At 40.5% G+C, this 19,673-nt stretch carries 18 protein-coding genes and 1 pseudogene; 13 read left to right on the top strand and 6 right to left on the bottom strand.

Annotation, left to right across the window (positions count from 1 at the left end; translation table 11 throughout):
• The first annotated feature begins 35 nt into the window (after positions 1 to 35).
• The gene (locus AC0L3Y_RS15290; protein ID WP_473465766.1) at positions 36 to 1,187 is read left to right on the top strand and encodes an MFS transporter; all 1,152 of its coding nucleotides are present in this window, start codon (positions 36 to 38) and stop codon (positions 1,185 to 1,187) included.
• A 1-nt stretch (position 1,188) separates the two neighbouring features.
• On the opposite strand, the gene AC0L3Y_RS15285 is transcribed toward AC0L3Y_RS15290, so the two are convergent.
• A complete protein-coding gene (locus tag AC0L3Y_RS15285) occupies positions 1,189 to 2,067 on the bottom strand; it encodes a LysR family transcriptional regulator (protein ID WP_473465763.1) in 879 nt (292 codons plus the stop codon).
• A 93-nt stretch (positions 2,068 to 2,160) separates the two neighbouring features.
• Here AC0L3Y_RS15285 and leuC point away from each other — a divergent pair, with 93 nt between their 5' ends.
• The 6 genes from leuC (at position 2,161) to hpf (ending at position 8,014) form a co-directional block, all read left to right on the top strand.
• Entirely contained in the window at positions 2,161 to 3,588 is a 1,428-nt protein-coding gene (gene leuC, locus AC0L3Y_RS15280; protein ID WP_473465759.1) for a 3-isopropylmalate dehydratase large subunit, read from the top strand.
• A gap of 12 nt (positions 3,589 to 3,600) precedes the next feature.
• The gene (leuD, locus tag AC0L3Y_RS15275; RefSeq protein ID WP_473465756.1) at positions 3,601 to 4,251 is read left to right on the top strand and encodes a 3-isopropylmalate dehydratase small subunit; all 651 of its coding nucleotides are present in this window, start codon (positions 3,601 to 3,603) and stop codon (positions 4,249 to 4,251) included.
• A 31-nt stretch (positions 4,252 to 4,282) separates the two neighbouring features.
• The gene (gene leuB, locus AC0L3Y_RS15270) at positions 4,283 to 5,362 is read left to right on the top strand and encodes a 3-isopropylmalate dehydrogenase (protein WP_473465753.1); all 1,080 of its coding nucleotides are present in this window, start codon (positions 4,283 to 4,285) and stop codon (positions 5,360 to 5,362) included.
• A 79-nt stretch (positions 5,363 to 5,441) separates the two neighbouring features.
• Positions 5,442 to 6,560, top strand: coding sequence for an aspartate-semialdehyde dehydrogenase (asd, locus tag AC0L3Y_RS15265; RefSeq protein WP_473465750.1), 1,119 nt, complete (start codon positions 5,442 to 5,444; stop codon positions 6,558 to 6,560).
• Between the two features lie 128 nt (positions 6,561 to 6,688).
• Positions 6,689 to 7,360: a YoaK family protein gene (locus AC0L3Y_RS15260; RefSeq protein ID WP_473465745.1), complete on the top strand. Its 672-nt coding sequence runs from the start codon at positions 6,689 to 6,691 to the stop codon at positions 7,358 to 7,360.
• Between the two features lie 261 nt (positions 7,361 to 7,621).
• Positions 7,622 to 8,014 carry a ribosome hibernation-promoting factor, HPF/YfiA family gene (gene hpf, locus AC0L3Y_RS15255; protein ID WP_473465742.1) on the top strand — a complete coding sequence of 131 codons (393 nt, stop codon included), beginning with the start codon at positions 7,622 to 7,624 and terminating at the stop codon, positions 8,012 to 8,014.
• A 195-nt stretch (positions 8,015 to 8,209) separates the two neighbouring features.
• Here hpf and AC0L3Y_RS15250 read toward each other — a convergent pair whose 3' ends face one another.
• From AC0L3Y_RS15250 to AC0L3Y_RS15240, 3 genes are all read right to left on the bottom strand, one after another.
• The gene (locus AC0L3Y_RS15250; protein ID WP_473465737.1) at positions 8,210 to 11,011 is read right to left on the bottom strand and encodes a bifunctional aconitate hydratase 2/2-methylisocitrate dehydratase; all 2,802 of its coding nucleotides are present in this window, start codon (positions 11,009 to 11,011) and stop codon (positions 8,210 to 8,212) included.
• 295 nt (positions 11,012 to 11,306) lie between these two features.
• Complete coding sequence (locus tag AC0L3Y_RS15245; RefSeq protein WP_473465733.1) at positions 11,307 to 12,455, bottom strand: formylglycine-generating enzyme family protein; 1,149 nt, start codon at positions 12,453 to 12,455, stop codon at positions 11,307 to 11,309.
• An 8-nt stretch (positions 12,456 to 12,463) separates the two neighbouring features.
• Positions 12,464 to 13,054, bottom strand: coding sequence for a hypothetical protein (locus AC0L3Y_RS15240; protein ID WP_473465729.1), 591 nt, complete (start codon positions 13,052 to 13,054; stop codon positions 12,464 to 12,466).
• 153 nt (positions 13,055 to 13,207) lie between these two features.
• On the opposite strand from AC0L3Y_RS15240, the pseudogene AC0L3Y_RS15235 reads away from it, so the two are divergent.
• Both AC0L3Y_RS15235 and AC0L3Y_RS15230 read left to right on the top strand, forming a co-directional pair.
• Positions 13,208 to 13,818 (top strand): annotated as a pseudogene (locus AC0L3Y_RS15235) (MiaE family protein).
• Positions 13,819 to 13,909: 91 nt separating this feature from the next.
• Positions 13,910 to 14,221: a hypothetical protein gene (locus AC0L3Y_RS15230; RefSeq protein ID WP_473465725.1), complete on the top strand. Its 312-nt coding sequence runs from the start codon at positions 13,910 to 13,912 to the stop codon at positions 14,219 to 14,221.
• Between the two features lie 113 nt (positions 14,222 to 14,334).
• On the opposite strand, the gene AC0L3Y_RS15225 is transcribed toward AC0L3Y_RS15230, so the two are convergent.
• The gene (locus AC0L3Y_RS15225; RefSeq protein WP_473465721.1) at positions 14,335 to 15,111 is read right to left on the bottom strand and encodes a UDP-2,3-diacylglucosamine diphosphatase; all 777 of its coding nucleotides are present in this window, start codon (positions 15,109 to 15,111) and stop codon (positions 14,335 to 14,337) included.
• Positions 15,111 to 15,605: a peptidylprolyl isomerase gene (locus tag AC0L3Y_RS15220; RefSeq protein WP_473465717.1), complete on the bottom strand. Its 495-nt coding sequence runs from the start codon at positions 15,603 to 15,605 to the stop codon at positions 15,111 to 15,113. Before AC0L3Y_RS15220 ends, AC0L3Y_RS15225 begins: the two co-directional genes overlap by 1 nt.
• 159 nt (positions 15,606 to 15,764) lie before the next feature.
• Between AC0L3Y_RS15220 and AC0L3Y_RS15215 the strand changes: the two genes are divergently transcribed.
• From AC0L3Y_RS15215 to AC0L3Y_RS15200, 4 genes are all read left to right on the top strand, one after another.
• Positions 15,765 to 16,775 (top strand): GNAT family N-acetyltransferase, encoded by a 1,011-nt coding sequence (locus AC0L3Y_RS15215; protein WP_473465714.1) that lies wholly within the window; start codon positions 15,765 to 15,767, stop codon positions 16,773 to 16,775.
• A gap of 14 nt (positions 16,776 to 16,789) precedes the next feature.
• A complete protein-coding gene (locus AC0L3Y_RS15210) occupies positions 16,790 to 17,530 on the top strand; it encodes an AzlC family ABC transporter permease (RefSeq protein WP_473465711.1) in 741 nt (246 codons plus the stop codon).
• Positions 17,530 to 17,865, top strand: coding sequence for an AzlD domain-containing protein (locus tag AC0L3Y_RS15205; protein ID WP_473465708.1), 336 nt, complete (start codon positions 17,530 to 17,532; stop codon positions 17,863 to 17,865). The genes AC0L3Y_RS15210 and AC0L3Y_RS15205 overlap by 1 nt, the downstream gene beginning before the upstream one ends.
• A gap of 131 nt (positions 17,866 to 17,996) precedes the next feature.
• Positions 17,997 to 19,670: a glutamine--tRNA ligase/YqeY domain fusion protein gene (locus AC0L3Y_RS15200; protein ID WP_473465705.1), complete on the top strand. Its 1,674-nt coding sequence runs from the start codon at positions 17,997 to 17,999 to the stop codon at positions 19,668 to 19,670.
• Positions 19,671 to 19,673: the final 3 nt, after the last annotated feature.

The following is a 19,673-nucleotide window of genomic DNA, read 5'->3' as shown; positions in this document are numbered from 1 at the left end:
TTTTGACCTATTGTTTAAAACTAAATGGAGCCAACATGTTTTCTATTAAAGCTCGCCCTATTGCTTGGCCATTATTCTTTTTTTACTTCTTTTTCTGCGCACTTATCGGGGTCATGATGCCTTATATCTCGGTTTACTATAAATCGATTGGTTTAACAGCATCGGAAATCGGTCGCTTAATGTCGACTTTTACCTTGTCTGGTATTTTAGTTCCTCATTTTTGGGGCTGGTTGACGGCAAAAATAGGGCTTCCAAAACGTATTTTACAAGTGGGTATTTTAGGTTGCTTCGTTGCGGTAATTCCTTTTAATTGGACAGATCAATTTGAAACCTTATGGCTATTAACTTGTTTAATGGCGTTGTTTTACTCTGCTTTATTGCCTATGACAGATTCCCTTGCGGTGAGAAGTATTCGGCATCTGGATGTGCCTTATACAAGGCTTAGGGTCGGTGGTTCAATCGGATACGTTGTTGCTGTAGCTGGTGGTGGCTTTCTTATGGGGCATTTTGGGGTGTGGATTGTCATTCCTACCATGTGTACCTTTCTTGCCTTGGCGGTTGTTACTTCTTTGTTTTTAAAAGAGCAGGCTTATGAGATTCAAACTCATAAAGAAACAACCTCTTTCATTTCTCTTGTTAAAACGCCTGAGTCTATATTATTTTTTGTTTTGGCATTTTTGGCGTTTATGTCCCATGCACCGTTTAATGTATTTTTTGCTGTGCATTTATCGAATGAAGGCTATAGCGGTGAGGAGATTGGTCTACTTATGGCGCTGGGTGTCATCATTGAGATTGTATTGTTTTTGTTCTTTGGTAACGCACTTAAGCGATTCCATGTAGTCCATATTGTGATGCTTTGCTTTGTATTCGGTATTATTCGTTGGTTCTTGGTTGGTTGGTTTGCTTCAGTTTTATGGATTTTAGTATTTACCCAGTTACTCCATTGCATCACATTTGCGCTTTTTCATATGGTTTCGATTGAACAAATACGTCGTCTTTTCCCTGAGCGTTATGCAGGACAAGGACAAGCCATGTACAGTGCTTTTGCGATCGGTTTAGGTGGCGGTCTCGGGATGGTGTTTACGGGGTATTTGTGGGAATGGGCTGGTGGCGCTTGGGCGTTTACTGCTGCTTCTATGACGAGTGCGCTGGCATTGATTATTTTAATCGCAAGCCAGCGTCGTTAGATTAAATGTTGGCTTCGTGTTTAAGTAGTTCAATAAAGGCGATGGCTGCACGGCTTAATGTCTTTTGTTTGTGATAAATAACACCGAGCTTTCTTTCGACATTCAAATCCGGGAGGTTTAGCACGGCAAGTTTATCATCGACGAGAGTCGAAGGTAGCAGTGACCATCCCCAGCCAATGCTGACAAGCATAGCAAGTGTTTCTAGATTATTTGTGTTCATTCTGACCTGTGGCTTTAATCCTTGTTTCCCAAAAACTTGTTCCGCAATTTGCCTTGTGAAGGTATTTTTGTTTGGAAGTACGCATGCATGTTGAGCTAGTTCAATTAGGCTCAATTGTTCAGTTTGAGCAAGAGGGTGGTCTTTACTGACGACACAAGTTAAAGGGTCGGACCAAATTGGTAAAGACTCAATCAGTGCGTTTTCTTTATTAGAAAGGGTAATAATGCCAAGTTCTGCTCGTCCCTTCAAAACATCTTGATAAGCTTCCTCAGATTGAGAAAACTCTATTTCCAGCTGGGCACTTGGGAAATCTTCTTGGAAGCGCTTTAAAGATTTAGGTAAACGTCGTAAGCCAACGTGATGACTAGTTGAAATTCTCAGCTCTCCGCTGACGTCTTGCATTTGTAGAGACATGCTGCGTTTTATGTCTTGTAAGTCTTCTGCCATTTTTCTGGCTTTAGGCAGTAAACGTATTCCCGCTTCTGTTAACTGTACTTGGCGCCCAATACGATCAAAAAGCCGTACCCCCAAATTATGTTCTAAGGCAGCGACTCGTTTACTAATAGCAGGTTGAGTGACAAAAAGCTGTGATCCCGCATGTGAAAACGAGCCTGTTTCAGCCACTTTTATAAAGGTTATTAGTTCAGCTATGTCTATCATTCCAAAAAATTATCCAAAATATGAAAAATATGAATTTGAGTAATTTAAGCCAAAGTTTTAGGATAGCGCAATAAGATTTTTAGGAGAGAGCTTATGTCAGGTAAAACCCTTTATGACAAGTTGTGGGATAGCCACCTTGTTCAACAACGAGATGACGGTAGTGCGTTAATTTATATCGACTTACAATTACTTCATGAAGTCACGTCCCCTCAGGCTTTTGAAGGTTTACGATTGGCTGGACGTAAGCCTTGGAGAGTGTCTTCAAGCTTGGCTACGCCAGATCATAACGTACCAACGACCAAGACAGAACGAATTTCTGGTGTTGATGGTATTGAAGACCCGGTGTCTAAAATTCAGGTTACAACGCTGGATGACAACTGTAATGAGTTCGGCATCACCGAATTTGACATGAAAGATATTCGCCAAGGAATCGTACATGTTGTTGGGCCAGAACAAGGTGCGACGCTTCCAGGCATGACCGTGGTTTGTGGTGATTCACATACATCTACTCATGGTGCCTTTGGTGCTTTGGCTCACGGTATAGGAACATCTGAAGTTGAGCATGTTTTAGCGACCCAGTGTCTTGTACAAAAGAAAAGTCGCAACATGCTTGTTCGTGTGGATGGTGAATTGTCCCCTTGGGTTTCTGCAAAAGACGTTGTACTTGCGATTATCGGTGCAATAGGTACTGCTGGTGGAACAGGCTATGCGATTGAATTCGGTGGCACAGGTATCCAGTCTTTGTCTATGGAGGGCCGTATGACGGTTTGTAACATGGCAATTGAAGCTGGTGCTCGAGTCGGTCTGATTGCCGTCGATGACACCACAATCAACTATGTTAAAGGTCGTCCTTATGCACCAAAAGGCGATCAATGGACAATGGCTGTTGAAGCTTGGAAAGGACTTGTTTCAGATAAAGACGCACAGTTCGACGAAGTTGTTATTATCAAAGCGGAAGATATCAAGCCTCAGGTTACTTGGGGGACTTCTCCAGAAATGGTCATTGCGATTGATGAAGATATTCCACGCCCTGAAGATCAAACTGATCCAGTGAAAAAAGAAGGTTATGCGCGAGCTTGGAAATACATGGGTCTTGAAGGTAAGACGACATTGGCTGATGTAACGCTTGATCGCGTATTTATTGGTTCTTGTACTAATTCCCGTATTGAAGATTTGCGTATTGCTGCGGATGTTGTGAAAGGTCGTAAAGTGGCCTCTACGCTTAAACAAGCGATTGTGGTACCTGGTTCTGGATTGGTAAAAGCGCAAGCTGAAAAAGAAGGTTTGCACCTTATTTTTGAAGAGGCTGGATTAGAATGGCGTGAGCCTGGTTGTTCAATGTGTTTAGCGATGAACGCTGACAAGTTGGGTGCTGGTGAGCATTGTGCATCTACTTCCAATCGTAATTTTGAAGGCCGTCAAGGCTTTGGCGGTCGTACGCATTTGGTTAGTCCTGCTATGGCTGCAGCAGCTGCAATCGCAGGTCATTTTGTTGATGTTAACGAGTTTGTTAAACACTAAAAAGGAGAAAGTATGCGTCCCTTTACTCAGCACACAGGTTTAGCCGCTCCTTTGGATTTGGCAAACGTTGATACTGATATGATTATTCCAAAGCAGTTCTTGAAATCTATCAAACGTACAGGCTTTGGTAAAAACTTATTTGATGAGCTTCGTTATCAAGATGAAGGTCAACCAGACCAATCTTGTGAAGGTCGACCTTTGCGAGATGAGTTTGTTTTAAATCAAGCGCGTTATGCTGGTTCCAGCGTTCTGCTTGCTCGTCAGAACTTTGGCTGCGGCTCAAGCCGAGAACATGCACCTTGGGCACTGGATGATTATGGTTTTCGTTCCATTATTGCGCCAAGTTTTGCAGATATTTTCTATAACAACTGTTTTAAAAATGGTTTGTTGCCAATTGTTTTGCAAGCAGAAGAAGTAGACCAGTTGTTTGCCGAAGTGATGGCGACAGAAGGTGCTCAGGTTGTAATTGATTTGGAAAAGCAAACGGTAACATCACCGACTGGCGCAACATTTGAATTTCCAGTAGATAACTTTCGTAAGCATTGCTTATTGAATGGTTTGGATGATATCGGTTTAACGTTACAACAAGACTCTGCCATTCGTCGTTACGAAGAAAAACGCATGAATGAAGCGCCGTGGCTTTTCTTGTCACGTGAGAAATAATAAATAAGACATTAGTTTTTAAGGATTTTACATGACTAAGAATGTATTAGTGTTGCCTGGTGACGGTATTGGTCCAGAGATCATTGCACAAGCTGTACGTGTGTTAGATATGGTAAATGATCAGTATTCTTTGAATATTAAACATGAAAGCGCTTTAGTTGGCGGTTCTGCTTATGATGAGACAGGGTCGCCTTTGCCAGAAGAGACATTAGCAAAAGCCAAAAATGCGGATGCTATTTTACTTGGTGCTGTAGGTGGTCCTAAATGGGATAATTTGGATATGTCGGTTCGACCTGAAAAAGGCTTACTTGGCTTACGTTCGAACCTTGAGCTATTTTCAAATCTACGTCCTGCGATCTTGTATCCACAATTAGCCGATGCGTCTAGCTTGAAGCCTGAAATTGTTGCTGGATTGGATATTTTGATCGTTCGTGAATTAACTGGCGGTATTTATTTCGGCCAACCACGTGGCATTCGCACTTTAGAAAATGGTGAACGTGAAGGTTTTAATACTTACGTTTATTGTGAGTCTGAAATTCGCCGTATTGGTCGTTCTGCTTTTGAAGCAGCTCGTCAACGAGGCAAACGAGTTTGTTCTATTGATAAATCTAATGTTCTAGAAGTGACTGTTCTTTGGAAAGAAGTCATGGAAGAAGTTGCGAAAGAGTATCCTGATGTCGAATTGACTCATATGTTAGTAGATAATGCTGCAATGCAGCTTGTTCGAGCACCAAAACAGTTTGATGTAATGGTTACTGGCAACATGTTTGGTGATATTCTATCAGACGCAGCAGCTATGCTGACAGGTTCTATTGGTATGCTTCCCTCAGCGTCTTTAAATGCTGAAGGTCGAGGTATGTATGAGCCTTGTCATGGCTCTGCACCAGATATCGCAGGAAAGGGAATTGCTAACCCATTGGCGACCATTTTATCTGTTGCTATGATGTTACGTTACTCTTTGGATGCCAAAGAAGCTGCGGATGCTATTGAATCGGCAGTAAGTAAAGTTTTAGATCTAGGTCTAAGAACGTCAGATATTGCATCAGAAGGATGCGAAACTGTTAGTACGCAAGCCATGGGCGATGCGGTATTAGCAGCACTAAAAGCTTAATACCAAAAAGGTAATAAGTGTTTTCATTCGGGATATTGCTCTTGGTATGAGTGACCCCACAAAAAAGGTAGAGATAACCATGTCAAAACAAACTGTAGGTTTAGTCGGCTGGCGCGGAATGGTTGGTTCCGTGTTGATGCAACGTATGCGAGAAGAAAAAGATTTTGATCACATTGATCCTGTTTTTTTTACTACTTCTCAAACGGGGCAAAAAGGGCCAGAAATTGGTAAGGATATTCCATTACTTCAAGATGCAACTGATATTGAATCATTGAAGAAGATGGATATTATTATTACCTGCCAAGGCGGGGATTATACCAAGGCTATTTATCCACAGTTGCGTTCTGCAGGTTGGAAAGGTTATTGGATTGATGCCGCTTCTTCATTACGTATGGACAAAGATGCGATTATTGTTCTTGATCCAGTTAACTTGAATGTCATCAAACAGGGTTTGAAAGATGGCGTTAAAACCTTTGCTGGTGGTAACTGTACTGTTAGTTTGATGATGTTGGCTTTAGGTGGCTTGTTTGAAAAAGGCCATATTGAATGGATGACGTCTATGACGTACCAAGCCGCTTCTGGCGGTGGTGCACGTCACATGCGAGAGTTGATCAATCAGATGGGTATGTTACAAGGTTCTGTTGCTTCTGAGCTTGCTGATCCTGCTAGCGCTATTTTAGAGATCGACCGTAAAGTAGCGGAACAAATGCGTTCTAATACTATGCCGGTTGATCAATTCGGTGTGCCATTAGCAGGTAGTCTGATTCCATATATTGATTCTCAGTTAGACAATGGTCAAAGCCGAGAAGAGTGGAAAGCACAAGCCGAGACTAACAAAATCCTTGGCAATACGACGTCTATTATTCCAGTTGATGGTCTTTGTGTTCGTATTGGTGCGATGCGTTGTCATAGCCAAGCATTCACTATTAAATTGAATAAAGACATTCCGATTGCTGATATCGAGGGTATTCTTGCTCAGCATAATGACTGGGTAAGTGTAGTTCCTAATGATAAAGAAGCGACAATGGCACGCTTAACTCCAACAGCAGCAACAGGAACATTAGGTGTTCCTGTTGGGCGGATTCGTAAGCTGAATATGGGGCCTGAGTATATCAGTGCCTTCTCAGTGGGTGATCAGTTGTTGTGGGGGGCTGCAGAGCCTCTACGACGCATGTTAAGAATCTTGTTGGACGATTAGTCGTTTGACCTAGATTGATAAAAAGCGTTTGCTGTCATGGCGAGCGCTTTTTTTTCTTTTTTTGTTCATTCTATTGTTCTTTTCGTTTTATTAGATTGTCTTCTATAGTTAGTGAGTAGGGGGGTTATGTGATTTCAACATTACCGAAGTGGGTTGAGTATGGTGCTTTTTCACTGGCGTTAGGTGCTGGGAGCATTAATGCTGTAGCTTTGCTAGGCATGGAGCATCAGGCTGTTTCTCATTTATCTGGTACGGCAACTCTTTTAGGAAGTGCTTTTCTTGATTCATCCTATGCGACTTTATTTCATTTGATTGGAATATTACTCAGTTTTGTTATTGGGTCTGTTTTTTCTGGCTTTATATTAACTGGAACATCGTTAAAGCTCGGTCGGTTTTATGACTTATTACTTATTACAGAAGCGGTTTTATTGTTAATAGCTATGTATTTTTTGTTAAATAATCATGCAATGGGGCACTATTTTGCTTCGGCAGCGTGCGGACTTCAAAATGCTTTAGCGACAACATATAGTGGTGCGGTTCTTAGAACAACTCATCTAACCGGTATTTTTACTGATTTGGGTATTATGATAGGTGGTGCGTTTAGGGGGAAAAGTTTCGATAAACGTAAAGCCTCTTTGTTTGTCATTATTGTTGTAGGGTTTGTGTTGGGAGGGACTTTAGGTGCTTTTCTATTTAATCGATTAGGCTTCTATGCGTTACTGGCCCCGGCTACTTTATGTGTGTTCCTTGCTATTTTGTACCGTGCTTATCGTATGCGTTTAGGAAATGATGAGACCTAATGGTTATGTTTTTTTATTCGGCTGATTTAATAGTTTGCCAGATATCGAACTGTATGCTATTGATAAATAAAGCGTTAAATGAATTTAATCGTGACGAATTAGGAAGAAATTAATACATTCATGATCTTGAACAAGTATTTACATTATGGGCATTGAAATCCAATCAATTCGTCCATAGATTATAGTTAAGAGTCTAAGAAAAAGAGGAGGAACAAAATTTAAACAATTAAAACACCTGACCTAAACAGAAGGAAATTCTTTATGTATACATTGAATATTAGTGGTCACCACGTCCAATCTGGTGAAGAAGTTCAAGAAGTCGTTAAAGAAAAAATGGATCACTTATCTCGTATCAACAACCAAATAACCAGTATTAAAGTGATTCTAAATACAGAAAAGCATGAGATTCATGAATTAATAGTAGAAGCCAGTGTTCATATACCTGGGCATGATCTTTTCGCAACGGTTAAGACAGACAAACAGCTTAAACCTGCTCTTGACCTTTTAGTTGGTAAATTGGAGAAACAATTGGTTAAACACAAAGCTAAACACGCTGGTCGACAGCATCACATCAATGCGAATGATGTTGAAAGTCCTGCAGAACGACAACAACAAGCTGAATTTGATGAGCTTGTAGAGCGTGAAGTTATTTAGTTAATCCACCTTTCTAGGAGAAGCCTCGCATAGCGGGGCTTTTTTGTGCCTGGTGTTCCTTTCTGAAATGGGTCTCCTAGGTGTAAACCTATTTCGGGACGGGACAGAGCCAATAAAAAAGCCTACAAATATTTATTTGTAGGCTTTTATGAAACAGCTTAATTAAGCTTAAGCTGTTAACTCATGTGACTAAATTTATATATTAGCAGCAGGAATAAATTCGATTGGTGCTGTCGTCATCTCTTCTAATGGCGGCGCAAAATCCGTTAGATGAATGCCGGCTACAGCCTCTTTGTATTCTTCTAATGTTGGGAAGCGTCCCAATATTGCAGAAAGTACAACCAATGGAGTAGAGCCAAGTAGTGATTCACCTTTCTTCTCTGTTGAGTCTGCTACGACACGACCTTGGAATAATCGAGTAGAGGTAGCAATAACAGTATCACCTGGTTCTGCTTTTTCTTGGTTACCCATACATAAGTTACAGCCAGGGCGTTCTAAGTACATGATGTTTTCATACTTAGTACGTGCAGATGCTTTAGGATTAGAGTCATCGAACTCAAAGCCAGAGTACTTCTCTAAAAGTGCCCAATCGCCTTCTGCTTTCAACTCATCAACGATGTTATATGTTGGTGGCGCGATAACTAGAGGAGCGTTGAACTTAATCTCTTTACCTTGTTTTTCCATATTACGGAGCATTTGAGCGATGATTTGCATATCACCCTTGTGTACCATACAAGAACCAACAAAGGCTAAGTCAACAGTCTTGTTTTTATAGAATGAAACTGGGCGGATAACATCATGGGTGTAACGCTTAGATACGTCATCATTGTTTACGTCTGGATCGGCAACCATTGGTTCGTTAATTTGGTCTAAATCAACAATAACTTCTGCGTAGTATTTTGCATTTTCATCCGGTGTTAATGCAGGTGCAGTACCTGATTTAACTTCGTCAATACGTTTATCAGCTAAAGAAATTAAACCATGAAGTGTTTTAGCAGGATTTTCCATGCCTTTGTCGATCATGATTTGAATACGTTTTTTGGCTAATTCAAGTGATCCGATTAAAGTCTCGTCTTGAGATATACAGATGGAAGCTTTCGCTTTCATCTCAGCTGTCCAGTCGGTGAAAGTGAAGGCTTGGTCTGCTAGCAATGTACCAATATGTACTTCGATAACACGACCTTGGAAGACGTTTTCACCATCAAATTGTTTAAGCATTTGAGCTTGTGTAGCATGTACCACATCACGGAAATCCATGTGTTTTTTCATGTGGCCTTTAAACGTCACTTTCACTGATTCCGGGATTGGCATTGCGGACTCACCTGTTGCCAATGCAATTGCTACAGTACCTGAATCAGCACCAAAGGCAACGCCTTTAGACATACGTGTATGAGAGTCACCACCGATGATGATGGCGCGGTCGTCAACGGTAATGTCATTCAATACTTTATGAATAACATCTGTCATTGCCGGATAAACGCCTTTAGGATCACGGGCAGTAATTAGCCCGAATTTGTTCATAAAACTCATTAACTTAGGCGTGTTGGCTTTAGCTTTACTGTCCCATACAGAGGCAGTGTGACAACCAGATTGGAATGCACCATCGACAATTGGTGAAATGGTAGAAGCGGCCATGGCTTCTAGTTCTTGGCATGTCATGGGACCAGTCGTGTCTTGTGAGCCGACAATATTGACTTTGACACGAACGTTTGAGCCTGCGTGTAGTGGTGAATCAGATAAAACACCAACAGCATTACGGTTAAATATCTTCTCAACAGCTGTTAAGCCTTGTCCTTCATGTGAAATTTCTTTTGCAGCGGCATAGACGCTTAGAGGTTCAATACCTAAAGCTTCTGCTGCAAATGTTTGTAGTTTCTTACCGAAGGTTACAGCGTATGAGCCGCCCGCTTTCATGAATTCCATTTTTTGTGGCGTAAAAGCGGATGATATATCAGCAAGTTCTTTATTGCCGTTATATAATTTCTTCGCTTTTGTATCGATCGTTAGTACTGTGCCAGTTGCTACTGAGTAGGCTTCTTCCAATACAGGGTCACCATTTTTATCAGTAACAGTATTACCGTTTTCATCTACTTTCTTAACCCAGTTTTTAAGGTCAAGACCAATACCACCAGTTACATCAACCGTTGTTAGGAAGATTGGAGCGATACCATTGGTGCCAGCAACAATAGGTGCGATGTTAATAAAAGGTACATATGGACTTGCTTTTTTACCAGTTAAGAGAGCAACGTTATTTACACCAGACATACGAGATGAACCAACGCCCATAGTGCCTTTTTCAGCAATAAGCATGACTTGCATATCAGGGTGTTTAGCTTGTAATGCTTTTATTTCTGCTTGGGCTTCTGGTGTGCTCATGCATTGACCATGTAATTCACGGTCTGCACGAGAATGAGACTGATGACCTGGAGATAATAAATCAGTTGAAATATCACCTTCACCAGCAATATAAGTAACCACATTAATTTTTTCAGCGATATCTGGTAACTTAGTGAAAAATTCAGCTTTTGCGTAGCTTTCTAAAATATCTTTAGCAATACTGTTTCCAGCTTTATAAGCGTCTTCAAGACGTTCCATATCAGCTTCGTATAGATACACTTGAGTTTTCAAAACTTCAGCTGCTGGAGTTGCGATAGCAACATCATCAGACAATGCAAGATCGATCAATACTTCAACAGAAGGGCCGCCCTTCATATGAGAAAGTAATTCAAGAGCGAACTCAGGTGTAATTTCTTTTACGCTGGATTCACCTAAGATGATTTCTTTTAGGAATTTTGCTTTTACAACAGCAGCACTTGTTGTGCCTGGGATTGTGTTGTAAATGAAGAAATTAAGAGAGTCTTCACGGTATTGATTGCTAGTGTCTTTAATTTGAGCAATGATTTCTGCTAATAATCCACCGTCATCAATTGGCTTAGGATGTAACCCTAAACCTTTACGGTCTTCAATTTCTTGTAAGTATTCTGAATACAGGCTCATTTACAACACCTCTAAATAATAATTTATGATAGTAATATTATGGACTAAAAAGGGACTTTGAGATCTGGCTTACTTTCGTTTGCCAATAGCACTTAAATGCTGGAATCTTATTAAATCATTCCCTGATTAGTTATTTTTTGTACTGATCACTTGCTTCAATTTATGTAATGACTTGGATTTTATAACCCAAGCCATACGAGACTCTATGATTTTCTATATACTTATTTTATAGAAAAAAAGCAGTAAAGACTTATTAAACGCCATAACAATTTCGAATAGGTGACATTTAGCGGAATTATTCTGATTTAGAGATACTATCGTTTTCCTGAATAATCCTCACGATTCTGAAGCCCCAATTGCTGGCTTTTAAGTCAGGTGTTGCTCTATATCTTGTTGCACTACGACCGACTCTTGGGATATCAAACCAAGATCCACCTTTAAGTACTCGATTGTCACATTGGTTTGCTAACCACACTTGGTTTTTGTTTGGAGCGCCTTCGTATGTGTCGTGATAACAATCTTCAACCCATTCAGCAACATTTCCATGCATATCAAACAAACCTAATGGATTGCTGGCTTGGCTACCCACTGGCGCGGTTGAAATTCCATCCCATTGGCTGCCACAGCTATCACATACACTGTAGCCTGGCTTTACCGTGTTGCCGTACCAGAAGGCGGTATTAGAGTCTGCTCTTGCAGAGTATTCCCATTCTATTTCAGTAGGTAGCCGATATTCTTCATTGGTTTGACTGGATAGCCAAGATGTATAGGCTTTGGCGTCATACCAGCTAACATTAATGACAGGGCGGTTGCCTCGTCCCCAACCATTATCAGGAGGGAGTTCACGATTTGTCGCCTTGGCGAATTTATCGTATTGATCAAATGTAATTTCATATTTACTAATGTAAAAACCGCTAGGAATTTCAACTTCATGAACAGGCTTTTCATTATCGTCTCCCATTCTATTTTGGTCTCCCATCATAAAAGTAGTCGGAGCGATTTTTTCAATTTTAGGTGCTGTGCCACCTGTTTTTAAAGGTTCTTCAAGTATTTGTGGGAGAGCTTTAAAAACACTTTCTGCAGTTATTTTTGGGGTTGGTTTTGGGGTTGCAACAAGTGGCTCTTTTTCAGCTGGCCACAGTATAATCGCTGCAATAAGACCGATGGCAACAATAGATGATGTGGCAATTATTTTGTTTTTTGAATGGCGAATCTGGCGCTTTACTGCTTTGAGTGTAGAAGAGCCACTGATTACTTCTGGTTTATAAAGGTTAGCCCGAATAATTCGAATGACTTCTGTTAATGATGTTGGCCTGTGATTTTCTCCATCTCTAGACCATTTTAATAAACGATTCCAGACTGCATCACTCAAGCTATGGTGAGAGTCCGGTAGGCTAGTTGAAAAGTCTTTATCGAGAATGGATTCGCCAAGGAGGGCTGCCATCAAGAGTCTCATAAAAGCAAAACGATCCGATGCGATGGTACGTTGTTGATTTTTTTCAGATACTCAGGTGGAAAAAAACGACTATCCATATTGTTTTCATCGATTCTTGTCATCCAGTTATGGGCGCCAAATCCCGTCATTAGGCCAATGCCGTTTACAACATGTATTGAGCTTAAATCTAGATGTCCGTGGAATAGATTGTTTTGATGTATTTGGTCTAGTGCCTTGGCTATGTTATCAAATAGGCTGATGACCACATTTAGTGGGGCGCCATCTGGATACTTTCCCAAGAAGCTGTATAGGTTTTCGCCACCACAAACGGCTGAACAAGAAAATACCCATAAATTTGAATAAAAAGGCGGATAATTTGGTGTAATTGCAGGATGTTTTACACTGGCGTATTTTCTCGCATTTTGCAGGAAATCTTCTACTTTTCCTTTTTTCGGCTGGAAAAAACGCAGCACAAAAGGGCGTCCGCCTTGATCTGCTACCCAGGTTGTTTTATTGCTGTCCATTGGGTAGTTCAATATATACGGATCGAGTTCAACGCCAACATGTTGGCCAATTTTTAGTTTTTGTGGGTCATAAAAATCATTCATTACGAATTTGATATCCAAATCAAGACGTTACTACCTAAGTGCCTATAAAGTAAAAAAAACAGGCTTTTATTTGTATGTGGAAAGAAGAGTACTTGTTCGCTCCTTCCTTAATACCTAGTATAATCACGTTTTTTAACACAAAAAGGTAGAGTAATGTTATCAGCGTATCCTGAGCTTGTTGAGTTTCTTCCATGTGAATCCCCTAAAGCGTGGGTGAATTGGGCTCTTGAGAACCAAACTTTGCTATTAAATGATCATGCACATTGCGAAAAAAAGCCGCAAGTACGGCAATGAATTTGATGTACCGCTATGTTGACCGTGATAATTTATTACACAAAATGTCGCGTTTAGCCCGTGAAGAGCTTTTACATTTTGAACAAGTTCATAAACTGATGCGCAGTCGCGGTATCGCTTATGATCATTTATCGGCGTCTCGTTATGCGGATGGTTTACGTAAGCATATCCGAACTCATGAGCCTGCGCGTTTAATTGATATTATGATCATTGGTGCCTTTGTTGAAGCTCGGTCTTGTGAGCGTTTTGCTGCGTTAGCGCCACATTTAGACGACGAATTGTCTAAGTTCTACATTTCATTGCTAAAATCAGAAGCGAGACATTTTGAAGATTATCTTGCATTGGCAAAAGAATATTCAAATGAACCTATTGATGACCGAATTGCTTTTTTTCGAGACTTAGAAGAAAAGCTTATTACTGAGCCAGATATTGAGTTTCGTATGCATAGTGGTCCGCCAACGACAGCATAAACTGAGTAATACGATATAAGGTAAATTTTTTCTGTGGATTTTTAGCATGCTGCTAAACTCATAATATGAAATGGTAACTCTGGAGAATATTATGGGTACAGATAAAAACCAAACCCTTCCGGATGTAACGTATTGGCTTGTGTTAGAAATAATGAAAGTAAATCCGGTGGTAGATATTAATGCGATGTACAAAGGCTCATTAGAGTTGGACTTTTTGTATCAAGTGCTGACGGCTAAAGCGAAAATGCATTGGCGTAAAATGTATGGTGTTCAGTTAGGGCCTGTGATTACAAATAATGCTTTTTTTCGAGCTATGACCATGTTGCATAATCGCAATATTGAGTTTGATCGCTCTAGAAACAGTATTGAAACAGTTTGGGTTAAATCACTTTTAAAGCGTTAAGTGAATCGTACTCATAAATTTATCTATCTGTTATGAAAGAGTATGAAATAAAAGTGCCAGCAAATAAGCTGGCATTTTTGATTGCGATTGCACTGTGATCTTCTTAGCTTTCTTTAGCTCAGCGTCTCATAGTGAATGCCCTGAAGAGATTTCAAACCATTCTGGTTGAAATTTTCTACTGTCGCTTTGAGTTGAGAGTAGTGGTTGTTCTCAATTTTTGCTAGGTAGACATCTTTATCCCAATCACCTAACACACAGCGTAAAGTGTTTTCGTTCTTATGGACATTGGGGCGGTGTGTATGGCCATGAATTACTGTCCTACAATGATGTAGATTAAGTGAGTCATTAACCGCGGTTTCTGTCACATCCATAATATCCATGGTTTTTTCTGATGCCATAGATTTACTATCATTTCGAAGTTGTGCTGCAAGAGCTATCCGCTGCTCTAATGGCAAGGCTAATATGTGTTCTTGCCAAGCACTAGAGCGTACGGTTTGCCTGAACTTCTGGTATTCCACATCTTCTAAACAGTATTCGTCACCATGGGTCAAAAGTACTGTGCTTTCTTCCAAAGTTAATACAGTTTGCTCTTGAATTAGAGAGGCGCCCACACGAGTTAGCCATGATTTACCAATTAAAAAGTCTCTATTGCCGTGTAAAAAATACAGAGCAATGCCAGATTGAGATACATCAAATAAGGCGTTTTCTATATTCGTATTCCAATCTGCTTGGAAATCGTCTCCGATCCATGCTTCATAAAAATCACCTAGAATATAGAGCTCAGCTTTTTCTTGATTGGCAATAAGTTCTTTCGTCATCTGTATCAATGCCCGAATAAGATCCGGGCGTTTGTCACTAAGGTGTAGGTCAGATATGAAATAACGAATCATTATTTTACAAGTTCAGCGCTTTCGATAATAACATCTTCAGCTGGAACGTCTTGATGTCCGGCTTTCATTGTTGTTTTTACTTCTTTGATTTTATTTACAACATCCATGCCTGCAGTGACTTTACCAAAAACAGCGTAACCCCAGCCTTGTGACGTTTTTGCAGTATGGTTTAAGAAGGCATTGTCAGCAACGTTAATGAAGAACTGTGCAGAAGCCGAATGAGGATCCATTGTACGAGCCATTGCTAATGTACCTACTTCATTTTTTAGGCCGTTATCTGCTTCGTTTTCAATCGTTTTTTGTGTTTCTTTCTGTGTCATACCAACTTCAAAACCACCGCCTTGAACCATGAAGTTATTGATTACGCGGTGAAAGATAACACCATCATAGAAACCAGAAGTTACATATTCTTCAAAGTTTTTCGCTGTTTTTGGCGCTTTTTCGTAATCTAACTCTATGTGAATGTCACCGTGGTTTGTATGTAAAATGATCATTTTATATTCCCTATTCTATAAATAGCTAAATGTATTAATGGTTAAGATTTACTTAGGTCTTTAATTAATACGGGCATTTTATGTGTTTGTAAGCAAAGACGCCACCGTGGATGTAATAAAAGGTGATTGTAAAGCCTGTAAATGTAAGATAAATTTAATATGCGTAACTGGTTACCTATATTGATTGTTGTGGAAAGTAAAATGGAACAGTTTGGTGTGTTGACTCTAGGAAGTCGACTTAAGCGTTTGAGTGATTATTTGTTTGCTGAGGTTCAAGAGATTTATTTGCAGTGCGATGTTCCTATTTCATCGACTTATTTCCCGATTCTTAAGCTATTGCAAAAAATGGGGAGTTTGTCAGTTATGGAAATCGCTGAGAGTCTGCATTTAAGTCATCCCGCCGTTAGTAAGCAAACCGCTAAAATGTTGAAAGAGCATTTACTAGATAAGAATGCAGACGAAGATGATCAACGGCGTTCGTTGTTGAGTCTTTCCGAAAAGGGCTTGGCGGCTATGTTAAAGGTTGAGCCTGTCTTGGAAGAAATGAAAGTCGTCATAGAGCGATTTACAGACTTCAGTAGTGATAACTTTATGGTGGGTCTCGAAGCGTTAGAGAAGCAGGTCTTTAGCGAAGGTTTAGCTAATAAAGTATTAGATAGATTGCTGCCGTTTAAAATTGTAGAGCTTAGTCGTCATCATGAGAAAAGCTTTTATAACCTTAATATGGCTTGGCTGGAACGATATTTTCCTAACCAGATTTCAGAGCATGATTTGGCTCTTTTAGAGAGGCCTTTAGAATACGCAGCTCAGCATGGCGGAGCAGTGTGGGTCGCAATGCGAGAAGCTAACCAACAAAATGTGGTACTTGGTACTATTGTCTTGGCTCAGCATGATGATAGGCAAATAGGGGAGATTTTGAAACTGTCAGTTGCTGAGCATTGCCAAGGCAAAGGAATAGCTCAAGCTTTGTTGTCCCATGTGTTTGAAATAGCACAATCTGTTGGAATGACTAAATTAACCTTAGAGACGGCCTCTTGTTTAACGGCAGCTAGACGTCTTTATGATAAAAACGGCTTTATTGAAATGTTACCGCCAAAGCCGTCTTTGTATGAAAGAGCGGATGTTTACATGGAAAAATCTCTGGAGAAAAAATTGAGAGGCTTAGGGTGAAGGGGCTAGAACATATGAATACACGACAGCACATGCAACGAGGTGCGGTGGTTTCCATGCCGATGATTTTGGGTGGCGTTCCTTTTGGGCTTTTATTTGGCTCGTTAGCGTCAAGCTATGGTTTGAGCCCTTGGTTTGCCATTGCTATGTCTGCCATCGTTTTTGCAGGCTCTGCTCAATTTGTTGCTTTAGGTTTAATCGCTATACATGCGCCGATTTGGGTTATTGTTTCGACAACTTTTATTGTCAATCTTAGACATCTTTTGTATGCGGCCGATATGGTGAAATATGTGAAGCATTTGCCAATGTCGGTTCGCTTTATTATGGGTTTTGGTTTGGTTGATGAAACCTATGCCGCTGTGCGACCTATGTATGGGATAGGCTCAGTTGATGAAAAAACAGGACATAAAGTCTATCTAGGCTCTTTTTTTGCGTTTTATATCATGTGGAACGTGACAACGATTTTAGGCATTTTATCTGGGGAGCTGATTCCTGGTATGAGTGAGTGGGGGCTTGAATTTGCTATGGTGGCTACTTTTATTGGCATCATTACACCGTATTTGAAACACAGTCCTTTTTGGTTTTGCATGCTCAGTGCTGGTGTTTCGTCGATTGTTTTGTCGGGGTTGCCTAATAATCTTGGTTTGTTGGTGTCTGCTGTGATTGGAGTGGTCGCAGGGTATCTTGCTGACGTGTATGGAAGTTCTTCGAGTTCTCACCAATCAACTGATAATAATACACAAGGAGGTGAGTGATGAGTTTATTAGATTCGGTCCTCATTATCTTTGGAATGTTTGTTGTGACTTTTGGTGTTCGTTTTGTCTTGTTTGCGCGAGCTCATAAAGTTGTTATGCCTGTTTTTGTGGAGAGAGCACTTAAATTTGTGCCTGTTTCTGTATTAACCGCCATTATTGTTCCTATGATTTTTATGGCAGATAATCAGATGAATGTATCCATTAGTAATCCCTGGTTGATCGGTGGGCTTGCCGCGTTTGTCATTGGTATTTGGCGTCAACATCAGCTGTTGACAATATTTGTTGGTGTTGTGGTGTTTTTTATCGCGAAATACATGATTTCACTTTCCGTATAAAAGAATAAAAATAAAGAAAAGAGGCAAAAGATTTACCGACTCAATATCCTATAGAAACCGAAATCATATATACTTGTCGGTCAAAGTACTCATTATCGTCAGACGAACATTTATCGGGACTTACATCTAACATGTCAGAAACGTCAAAACCAGGTAATTTTATTACCCAAATCATTGATAAAGATAACGAAGCCGGTAAGAACGGAGGCAAGGTTCTTACTCGTTTTCCACCTGAGCCAAACGGCTACTTACATATTGGTCATGCCAAATCTATTTGCCTGAACTTTGGTTTGGCGCAACGTTACAATGGTCAATGTAATCTTCGTTTTGACGACACGAACCCTGAAAAGGAAAGTGTTGAGTACATTGAATCCATCAAACGTGATGTTGAGTGGTTGGGATTTAAATGGAAAGACGAACCAAAATTCGCTTCAGACTATTTTGATCAGTTATTCGACTTTGCAAAGCAGCTTATTCAGCTAGGTAAAGCGTATGTGTGCGAGCTTAATGCTGAGCAAATGCGCGAATACCGTGGCACTTTGAAAGAGCCTGGCAAAAATAGCCCATATCGTGATCGAAGCGCCGAAGAAAATATGGCGCTTTTCAATGATATGGCGAATGGCAAATACAAAGACGGTGAAGTGGTTTTACGTGCAAAAATTGATATGGCGAGCCCAAATATCAATATGCGTGACCCTATTATTTATCGAGTTCGTCGTGTGCATCATCACCAAACTGGTGATAAATGGTGTATTTATCCTATGTACGATTTTACTCATTGCTTGTCTGATGCCATTGAAGGCATCACGCACTCTGTTTGTACACTGGAATTCCAAGATCATCGTCCTTTGTACGATTGGGTGTTGGACACGTTGAAAACAGTACATCCACAACAAATTGAATTTGCGCGCCTGAACTTGAATTACACGGTAACAAGTAAGCGTAAGCTGAAATTGCTGGTAGACGAAAAACACGTGCATGGTTGGGATGACCCTCGTATGCCAACGGTTTCTGGTTTGCGTCGCCGAGGTTACACAGCGAAATCTATCCGTAATTTCTGTGATCGTATTGGTGTTACTAAATCAGACAGTGTAGTTGACGTGGGTATGCTTGAACACGCGATTCGTGAAGATTTGGATGCCAGTGCTAATCGCGCCATGGTTGTGTTGAATCCAATCAAGGTGACACTGACAAATTACCCTGAAGACAAAGAAGAAATCTTCACGGTAAATAATCATCCGAAAAACGAAGAAGCGGGCGCTCGTGAAGTGCCTTTCAGTAAGCATTTATTTGTTGATGCAGCGGACTTCGCAGAAGAGCCACCTAAAAAATGGAAGCGTATGACCATTGACGGTGCTGTTCGTCTTCGTGGTGGCTACGTAATTACTTGTGATGAAGCGATCAAAAATGAAGCTGGTGAAGTGGTTGAGCTACTTTGTCGCTACGATGCAAACACACTGGGTGTGAATCCAGAAGGTTACAAGCCAAAAGGTGTGATTCATTGGGTAAGTGCGAGACACGCGGTTGATACTAAAGTGAACCTTTATGATCGTTTGTTTGTTAACGAAGCGCCAGATGCCAATTATGAAGATAAGAATTTCTTAGACTTCATCAACCCTGAATCTTTAACTACGATTACTGCTGCCAAAGCAGAGCCTTCTTTATTGACGTCAGATAAAGGTCAAGGCTTTCAGTTTGAGCGAGAAGGTTACTTCTGCCGTGATTTAAAAGAAGACGGTATGGTATTTAACCGCACAGTAACATTACGTGATTCTTGGGCGAAAATAGAAGCAAAAGGAAAATAGGTG

The sequence above is a fragment of the Marinomonas sp. GJ51-14 genome (assembly GCF_055808695.1).
Note: the sequence above shows the minus strand (reverse complement) of the source record. Positions and strands in the feature narration are given on the sequence as shown.